The 8,691-nt window shown below is 70.9% G+C and carries 7 protein-coding genes and 1 other RNA gene; all 8 read left to right on the forward strand.

What is annotated here, in order from left to right:
• The first annotated feature begins 22 nt into the window (after window positions 1-22).
• Window positions 23-529, forward strand: coding sequence for a methyltransferase family protein (locus ABD691_RS04020; protein ID WP_344677987.1), 507 nt, complete (start codon window positions 23-25; stop codon window positions 527-529).
• Window positions 530-689: 160 nt separating this feature from the next.
• Window positions 690-1,916, forward strand: a complete 1,227-nt coding sequence (locus ABD691_RS04025; protein ID WP_344677988.1) for an ROK family transcriptional regulator — start codon at window positions 690-692, stop codon at window positions 1,914-1,916.
• Between the two features lie 27 nt (window positions 1,917-1,943).
• The gene (locus ABD691_RS04030) at window positions 1,944-3,254 is read left to right on the forward strand and encodes an ABC transporter substrate-binding protein (protein WP_344677989.1); all 1,311 of its coding nucleotides are present in this window, start codon (window positions 1,944-1,946) and stop codon (window positions 3,252-3,254) included.
• Between the two features lie 40 nt (window positions 3,255-3,294).
• On the forward strand, window positions 3,295-4,173 hold the full coding sequence (locus ABD691_RS04035) for a carbohydrate ABC transporter permease (RefSeq protein WP_344678027.1): 879 nt from the start codon (window positions 3,295-3,297) through the stop codon (window positions 4,171-4,173).
• A 162-nt stretch (window positions 4,174-4,335) separates the two neighbouring features.
• Window positions 4,336-5,166: a carbohydrate ABC transporter permease gene (locus tag ABD691_RS04040; protein WP_344678028.1), complete on the forward strand. Its 831-nt coding sequence runs from the start codon at window positions 4,336-4,338 to the stop codon at window positions 5,164-5,166.
• Window positions 5,167-5,175: 9 nt separating this feature from the next.
• Window positions 5,176-6,420, forward strand: coding sequence for a 6-phospho-beta-glucosidase (locus tag ABD691_RS04045; RefSeq protein ID WP_344677990.1), 1,245 nt, complete (start codon window positions 5,176-5,178; stop codon window positions 6,418-6,420).
• Window positions 6,408-7,418: an N-acetylglucosamine kinase gene (locus ABD691_RS04050; RefSeq protein WP_344677991.1), complete on the forward strand. Its 1,011-nt coding sequence runs from the start codon at window positions 6,408-6,410 to the stop codon at window positions 7,416-7,418. The genes ABD691_RS04045 and ABD691_RS04050 overlap by 13 nt, the downstream gene beginning before the upstream one ends.
• 10 nt (window positions 7,419-7,428) lie before the next feature.
• Window positions 7,429-7,834, forward strand: an RNA gene (gene rnpB, locus ABD691_RS04055) — RNase P RNA component class A.
• The last annotated feature ends 857 nt before the right edge of the window (window positions 7,835-8,691 follow it).

The raw sequence follows: 8,691 nt of genomic DNA on the forward strand, positions 1-8,691 counted from the left end.
CGGTCCGCGCGCAGCATCAGTCATGCGCAGGTCGACGGCGGCGGTCAGCAGCGCGGTGTTCTTCGTGCTCGGCCCCGGCACGTTCGTCGGGTTGATCCCCTGGCTGCTGACCGGCTGGCAGCTGCGGGATCCGCTGCCCTTCTGGTTCCTCGCGCGGATTCTCGGCGTGCTGCTGGTGATCGCCGGTGGACTCGGTCTGATCCGGTCGTTCGCCAGCTTCGTCTGGGAGGGCTCGGGCACCCCGGTCCCCGTCGCCGCGCCGGAACAGCTCGTGATCGGCGGCCTCTACCGGTACGTGCGCAACCCGATGTACGTGGCGATGTTGTGGATGGTCGTCGGGCAGGCGCTGATCTTCGCGCACTGGTCGCTGCTCGTGTACCTGGTGGTCTGGGCCGTCTTCGTGGTCGCCTTCGTCAGGTGGCGCGAGGAACCCGTCCTGGCTCGCAGGTTCGGCGCGGCTTACGACGAGTACCGGCGGGCCGTCCCGGCCTGGTGTCCCCGGCTCCGCCCGTGGCACCCGGATCGATGAGGAACTCCTTGTCCCGCCGGGGAATCAGCACCTGATGGCCCGAAAGGCCCCGCGTGCTGCGCCGTTCGTCGTGTATTGCCGATCACCTCGTTGACTTCCCCGGAAACGCGTGATTAGCGTCACCGAAACCGTCTGGGAACTTTACAGATAAGGGGAAGCGGTGACTGGAGGGCGCGGGCCGAGTACGGGCCGGGACGGCAGTCCCCGGCTGCTGCGGGAGATCAACGACCGCGCCGCGATCGACGCGCTGCTGCGGGACGGCCCGCTGACCAGGGCCGAGCTGGAGGACGTCATCGGCCTGTCCAAGCCCGCCACCGCGTCCCTGCTGGCCAGGCTCGAAGCCGAGGACATGGTCCGCCGCGGCGAGCTGCGCGGCGGCAACCGCGGACCCCGCGCGCAGACCTGGTCGGTCAACGGCGCGCTCGCCCACGTCGCGGGCGTCAGCGTCACCCCGCACGACGTCGACGTGGTGATCGCCGACCTCACCGGCACCACCTGCGCCGAGCACCGCGCCGCCATGCCGAGCGGGGACACCGACGTGGTGCTGCCCGCGTTCGCCGAGGCGATGACCGCGGCGGCGCGGAAGGTGGGGCTGGGCGCGGGCGAACTGCGGCACGTCGTCGTCGGCGCGCAGGGCGCGGTGGACCCGGCGACCGGGCACCTCGGCTTCGCCCCGCACCTGCCCGGCTGGGAGGGCTTCGACGTTCCGGGGCGGCTCGGCGAGCTGCTCGGCACCGAGGTCACCGTCGAGAACGACGTCAACCTGGTCGCCCTGGTGGAGATGTCCGGCGGGCGCGCGCAGGAGGTCCGGGACTTCGTGCTGGTGTGGCTGGGCGACGGCATCGGCTCGGCGGTGGTGATCAACCGGGTCCTGCTGCGCGGTGCGACCGGTGGCGCGGGCGAGATCGACTGGATGTACGTGCCGGACCGGGCGCACCGGGACACCGGGAGCGACCGGGCGGGTGACCGCTTCGGCACGCTGCTCTCGCCGCGGTCGGTCCTCGAACTCGCCCGCGCGCACGGGTTCACCGCGGGCTCCGCGCCGGAAGCGGTGCGCGAAGCAGCCGAAGCGCCCGCCGGAGAGCCGTTCCTGACCGACCTCGCCCGCCGCATCGCCACCGGCCTGGCCGGGGTGGTCAGCGTCGTGGACCCGGAACTGGTGCTGCTGTCGGCGGAGATCGCGCAGGCGGGCGGGCCGGTGCTCGCCGAGAAGGTCGAGACCGAGCTGCACCGCCTGGTCGTGCCCAGGACCCCGGTGCACCCCGCGCTGATCACCGGGAACCCGGTCCGCGCGGGTGCGTTGCGGGTCGCCTTGGGGGTGGCCCGCCACCGCGTGTTCGGCCTGCCCATCACGACGGCGGGAGTGCTGCCCACGTCGGGCCGCTGAGGCCGGAACCCATTGGAGGACAAGCACATGCGCAGACAGATCGGCGTGGGTGTGGCCGCGACCGCCCTGCTGGCCGCCGCGTGCACCGCGGGCTCGACCGCCCAAGGCCCGCAGCCCGCACCCGGCCCGGACGAGCGGCTCACCATCACCGTGGCCAGCCAGTTCACCGACCGGGAGCTGGACTCCTTCAACCGCGTGCTCGACGGCTTCCGCGCCACCCACCCCAACATCACCGTCGAGAGCCGGGGCAGCCAGGACGACGACAAGATCACCCAGGCCATCCGCGGCGGCAACCCGCCGGACGTGGCGGTCTCGGCCGAGACGGTCAACCTCGGCCAGTTCTGCTCCAGCGGGGCGTGGCAGGACCTCGGCCCCTATCTGGAGCGCGACCGCACCGACCTGTCGCAGATCCCGCAGGCCGTGCAGGACTACACGCAGTACCAAGGAAAGCGCTGCGCGATGCCGCTGCTGGCCGACGTCTACGGCCTGTACTACAACGCCGACCTGTTCGCGAAAGCAGGCATCAGCGAGCCGCCGCGCACCACGGCCGAACTCACCGACCTGGCCAAGCGGCTCACCGAGTGGAACCCGGACGGCTCGATCAAGGTGGCCGGTTTCCTGCCGGTGCAGGCGTCGCAGGCCAACCACCCGTGGAACTGGGCCCCGCACTGGGGCGCGCGGTGGATGGACGAGCAGGGCCGGTCGGTGCTCGGTTCCGACCCCGCGTGGGCGGAGATGCTGCGCTGGCAGAAGGAACTCGTGGACTTCTACGGCTGGGACAAGCTGGTCCAGTTCACCGCCGGGCTCGGCCAGCAGTACTCCGCCGACAACGCCTTCCAGCAGGGCAGGATCGCGATGGCCATCGACGGCGAGTACCGCACCGGGTTCATCGAGGAGCAGGCCCCGGAGCTGAACTACGGCACCGCTCCGTTTCCCGTCACCAGGCCCGAGCTCTACGGCACCGGGCTGACCACCGGCACCATCATCGGCGTGCCCAAGGGTGCGGCCAACGCAGGCGCGGCCTGGGAACTGGTGAAGTACCTGACCACCGACACCGACGCGCTGGTGGAACTGGCCAACGGCCTCAACAACGTTCCGACCACCAGGGAAGCTCTGCACGATCCCCGGCTGGAGCGGTCGCCGCAGTACCAGACCTTCCTGGACCTGTTCGACGGCGCCAAGCTCGTCCCCTCCCCGGCCAGCCCGAATGGCAGCGCCTACATGAAGTCCACGGAGGACTTCATGGTGAAGTGGCAGAGCGGCCAGGTCTCGGACCTCGGCCCGGCGCTGCGGGAGCTGGACGCGCAGATCGACGCGGCCAAGTCGATGGGCGGCTGAGGTGGGCGCGCTCGGCAGGCGGTTGCGCGTCCTGGCGTTCATGTCGCCGTGGATCGTCGGGTTCACCCTGTTCTTCGGCTACCCGCTGGTGGCGACCGGGTACTTCTCGTTCACCAGCTACGACCTGCTCACCGCGCCGACCTGGGTGGGCCTGCGCAACTACGCCTACCTGTTCACCGGCGACCCGGTGGTGCGGACCGCCGCGCTGAACACGGTGTGGCTGGTCGTGGTGCTCACCGTGCTCCGGGTGGCGTTCGCGCTGGGCGTCGCCTCGGTCATCGCCCGGCTTCGCAGCGGCGTCGGGCTGGTGCGGACGCTGTGCTACCTGCCCGCGCTCGCTCCGCCGGTCGCGGCGACGCTGGCGTTCGTCTTCCTGTTCAACCCCGGAACCGGCCCGGTGAACGGGTTCCTGCGGCTGTTCGGCATCGACGGTCCACTGTGGTTCAACGACCCGGCGTGGGCGAAGCCCGCGCTGACGCTGCTGACGCTGTGGGGCTGCGGGGAGCTGATGATCATCCTGCTGGCCGCGCTGCTGGACGTCCCGCGCGAGCTGCACGAGGCGGCGGCGCTGGACGGGGCGGGGGCGTGGCGGCGGTTCCGCCACATCACCATCCCGTCCATCGCGCCGGTGCTGCTGTTCGGGGTGGTCAACTCGATCATCTTCTCGTTGCAGTACTTCACCCAGGCCGTGGTCGCGGGCTCGGTCGCGTCCGGGCAGGCCGAGGTGGTCGGCAGCAGCAAGACCCTCGGCTTCCCGGACAACGCCACGCTGACCTTCCCGGCCTGGCTCTACCAGCAGGGATTCCACTACTACAACATGGGTTACGCGGCGGCGATGGCCGTTCTGCTGTTCGTCTTCTCGCTCGGGTTCACGATCTGGCTGATCCGCCGCATGCGGACGGCTGAGGAGGCCGCGTGAGCGACACTCTTTTCCCGCTCAGCGTGGCCGACCGGGTGCGGGTGTCCCGCATGGCTCTGGTGGAGGCAGCGTGAGCGACACTGCTTTCCCGCTCAGCGTGGCCGACCGGGTGCGGGTGTCCCGCATGGCACTGATGGAGGCCGCGTGATCTCCGACGCCTCGATGTCGCCGTCGCGCCGCGCGCTGCACTGGATCGCGGTGCACAGCCTGGGACTCGCGCTGGGCGTGATGTTCCTGCTGCCGATGGTCTTCGTGCTGCTGACCGCGTTCATGTCCGACCAGCAGGCGCTCACCTCGGACCTGTGGCCCCGCGAATGGCACTGGGAGAACTTCGCCGAGGTCTTCGTCAAGGCGCCGATGCTGTCCTACCTGGGAAACAGCCTGCTCTACGCCGGGCTGGCCACGGTGTTCATGCTCATCTCCAGCGTGCCGGTCGCCTACGCGCTGTCCAAGATGCGCTGGCGCGGCCGGAACGCGGCCTTCCTGCTCGTGATCGCGGCCATGATGCTGCCGCCGCAGGTGACCGCCGTGCCGCTGTACATCCTGTGGACGCGGTTCGAGCTGACCGGTTCGCTGTGGCCGCTGATCATCCCGCACCTGTTCGGCGACGCGTTCAGCATCTTCCTGCTGCGCCAGTTCTTCCTGACCATCCCGCAGTCCTACGTGGACGCGGCGAAGGTCGACGGCTGCTCCGAGCTCGGCGCGATGCTGCGCGTCGTCGTGCCGATGGCGAGGCCGGGCATCGCCGCCGCCGCGATGTTCTGCTTCCTCTACACCTGGAACGACTTCTTCGGCCCGCTGCTCTACACCGGCGAGAACCCGGGCAGCTGGACGCTGTCGGTCGGCCTCGCGTCGTTCCGGGGCACGCACTACGTCGAGTGGAACCTCACGATGGCGGCCACCGTGCTGGTGATGCTGCCGGTGATCGTGCTGTTCCTGGTCGCGCAACGCGCATTCGTCCGAGGCATCACCTTCACCGGTGTCAAGGGATAGAGGAGCGTCATGAAGCTGACGGTCGTGGGTGGCGGATCCACCTACACCCCGGAACTGGTCGACGGGATCGGCGCGGGGATCGACGAGATCGTGCTGGTCGACCCCGACGAGCAGCGGCTCGCCGTGGTCGGCGACTTCTGCCGCAGGCTGCTGGAGCACCGGGGCAGCGGGACCCGGCTGACCACCACGGCGGACCTGGAGGAAGGCGCCGAGGGCGCCGCCGCCGTCCTGCTGCAACTGCGCGTCGGCGGGCAGGCGGCCCGCTACCGGGACGAGACCTTCCCGCTGGAGCACGGCTGCGTCGGGCAGGAGACCACCGGCGCGGGCGGGCTGGCCAAGGCGCTGCGCACGGTGCCGGTGGTGCTCGACATCGCCGACCGGGTCCGCGCGGTCGCCCCGGACGCGTGGCTGGTGAACTTCACCAACCCGGTCGGGATCGTCACCCGCGCCCTGCAGCTCGAGGGCCACCGGGCGGTCGGCCTGTGCAACGTGGCGATCACCGTCCAGCGCTGGATCGCCGGGCTGCTCGGCTGGGACTGGCGGTCGGTGGAGCTGGAGCACGTCGGGCTCAACCACCTGACCTGGGTCCGGGGCGTGCGGATCGACGGCCACGAGGTCCTGCCGGACCTGCTGGCCGAACGCGGGCCGGAGCTGGCCGAGCACGTCGGGCTCCCGCTCGCGCTGATGCGGCGGCTGGGCGTGATCCCGTCCTACTACCTCAAGTACTTCTACACCCACGACGAGGTGGTGGCGCGCGAGCGCTCGCAGCCGCCGCGCGCGTCGGTGGTCAGCGACGTCGAGCGCGACCTGCTCAAGCGCTACTCGGACCCGTCGGTCAACACCAAGCCCGACGAGCTGATGCTGCGCGGCGGTGCCCACTACTCGGAGGCCGCGGTGCGGCTGGTGCGCGCGCTGACCTCCGACGGCCCGCCGGAGACGCACGTCGTGAACGTGCGAAACGGCGGCACGCTGGACTTCCTGCCGGACGACGCGGTGATCGAGACCAACGCGCGGGTGAGTTCCGAAGGCGCCCGGCCACTGCCGGTCCGGCCGCTGGAGCCCGCCCTGTCCGGGCTGATCGCGCACGTCACCGCCTACGAGCACCTCGCGCTGGACGCCGCCGTGCGCGGCGGCCGCGACCGCGTCGCCAACGCCCTGCTCGCGCATCCGCTGATCGGCCGCCACCACCTGGCCGAAGAGCTCGCGGAGGAGCTGGTCCAGCTCAACGCGGCGTTCCTGCCATGGGCGAAGTGACCCCGGCGGTGTTCGCGATCGACGGCGGCAACAGCAAGACCGACGTGCTGCTGGTCGGAGCGGACGGGACCGTGCTGTCGGAAGTCCGCGGCCCCGGCGTCTCGCCGCAGCGGATCGGCGTCGGCCCCTGCCTGGACGCGTTGGCCGGAATGGCGGAGGAGGCGCTGGTCCGGGCGGGCCTGCCGCTGGAGCCGCCGTTCGCCAGGCACACGGCGGCGTGCCTGGCGGGCGCGGACCTGCCGCGCGAGGAGCGGGAGCTGCGCGACGCCGTCGCCGCCCGCGGGTGGTCCGAGACGGTCGTGGTGGACAACGACACCTTCGCCCTCCTCCGGGCCGGGACCGACGACGGCGTCGGGGTCGCGGTGGTCTGCGGCGCGGGCATCAACTGCGTCGGGGTGGCCCCGGACGGGGCAGTGTCGCGCTTTCCGGCGGTGGGGCGGATTTCCGGCGACTGGGGCGGAGGTTCGTTCCTCGCGCACGAGGCCCTGTGGTGGGCGGTGCGGGCCGAGGACGGGCGTGGTCCGGGCACCGAGCTGCGCACCGCCGTCGCCGACCACTTCGGCAGGCCGCGGGTCTTCGACGTGGTCGAGGCCCTGCACTTCGGGGAGATCCCGGACGCCGACGTGCTCGGGCTGTGCCCGGTGCTGTTCGAGGTCGCCGCCGAAGGCGACCAGGTCGCGGCCGGGCTCGTCGAGCGGCTCGCCGACGAGGTCGGGCAGCTGGCCACCGTCACCCTGCGCCGCCTCGGCATGCTCGCCGAACCGGCGGTCGTCGTCCTCGGCGGAGGTGTGCTGTCGGGGGCCGGGCGGCGGCTCGTGCCCGGCATCCACCGGCGGTGCGCCGAGGTCGCGCCGAAGGTCGAGATCCGGGTCGCCGAGGCGGCGCCGGTGGTCGGTGCCGGGCTGCTCGGGCTGGACCGGATCGGCGCCGGGGAGGAGGCCAAGCGGCGGCTCGCCCGGACGCTCCCGCCGGGCGGGACGTCGCGAGCGGTAGACTGAGCGGCGCGGATGAGTCGGCCGGGCGGTCGCGTCGGGGCTGGTCCCCGTCGAGGAAAGTCCGGACTCCACAGGGCAGGGTGGTTGCTAACGGCAACCCGGGGAGACCCGCGGGAAAGTGCCACAGAAAGCAGACCGCCCGGCCGAATGCCTTCGGCATTCCGGCCGAGCAAGGGTGAAACGGTGGTGTAAGAGACCACCAGCGCCCCGGGTGACCGGGGCGGCTCGGTAAACCCCACCCGGAGCAAGGCCAAGAGGGCACCGAGGTGCCTGCGCAGGCGATCGAGGGTAGCCCGCCCGATGCCTGCGGGTAGGCCGCTGGAGCCTGCCGGCGACGGCAGGCCGAGATGGATGGCCGCCCATTGGGACCGTCGTGAGGCGCCCATGGACAGGATCCGGCTTACAGGCCGACTCATCCCTTCTTAGTTGTGTGTGGTCGTTCTGCTGGCCGGTGCGGGTGGCGGAACCTCAGGCGCCGCCTCGCTGCGGGAGCTCCGACATCGCGTATGCCAATACGCCACGTCGAAGCTGTCCTCGCGAGGCGACGCCTGAGAACCCGCGGCGGTGCCAGCTGCTTGCGTGGGCGGTGCCGGTTGGTCGGGCCGGCGTGCCGGTTGCTTGCTTGGGTTAAGCGGCTGTGCCGCTTCTGAGGCGCCTGGGTGTCCCAGTGGGTGGACCGGTGCTCCCGAGTGTCCACTGTGGTCTCGTTTGGGTGTTGTTCAGGGGGGATCGGTGGTCACCGGTCGTGTGCGCCCCGGTGCGGTGCGCGGTGTCGGGGGACCGCTACTCTTGGTGCGATGCGAAGATCACCTTTCGCGTCAACCGAATCCGGTGTCTGCACGCCACCGTGATCCGGTCGGGTGCATCATGACTCGATGTGCGGAATTCCACTGCGGTACCGGTTTGTGCACGGTGCGTTACGAGAGGGCTCGCGAGCGGGTGAACGATCACGTGATTCCATGCCAGAGCAGGCGCGATGACCGCTCTTTTCCCGGCACTGGGCCGAAAGAGGCATGCCCGAACGGCCCATCCGCCGCGTGATCACGCCTGATCCGGCGCCACTCCGGAACTCGCAACCACTACTTCTGGTGACCATGTCATGTTCTACTCGTACCTGCGTGCCGGGACCGTCCCGGCAGGCTGAGGTACCGACCCGACGAGACTCCGCGAACACAGGGGCAACGAGATGACCACCATGCCGCTGGAAACACTGGCGCAACTGCACACACTGGCGCAGGGCGAGATCGGGACCTTCAACCTCCGCGGCTGGATCCTG

The sequence above is a fragment of the Saccharopolyspora taberi genome (assembly GCF_039534165.1).
Classification (GTDB): Bacteria; Actinomycetota; Actinomycetes; order Mycobacteriales; family Pseudonocardiaceae; genus Saccharopolyspora_D; species Saccharopolyspora_D taberi.

Bases quoted from the DNA above. Each gene is read 5' to 3' on its own strand.
- ABD691_RS04020 (WP_344677987.1), top strand. From the start codon at position 23: ATGCGCAGGTCGACGGCGGCGGTCAGCAGCGCGGTGTTCTTCGTGCTC.
- ABD691_RS04030 (WP_344677989.1), top strand. From the start codon at position 1,944: ATGCGCAGACAGATCGGCGTGGGTGTGGCCGCGACCGCCCTGCTGGCC.
- ABD691_RS04035 (WP_344678027.1), top strand. From the start codon at position 3,295: ATGTCGCCGTGGATCGTCGGGTTCACCCTGTTCTTCGGCTACCCGCTG.
- ABD691_RS04040 (WP_344678028.1), top strand. From the start codon at position 4,336: ATGTCGCCGTCGCGCCGCGCGCTGCACTGGATCGCGGTGCACAGCCTG.
- ABD691_RS04045 (WP_344677990.1), top strand. From the start codon at position 5,176: ATGAAGCTGACGGTCGTGGGTGGCGGATCCACCTACACCCCGGAACTG.
- ABD691_RS04050 (WP_344677991.1), top strand. From the start codon at position 6,408: ATGGGCGAAGTGACCCCGGCGGTGTTCGCGATCGACGGCGGCAACAGC.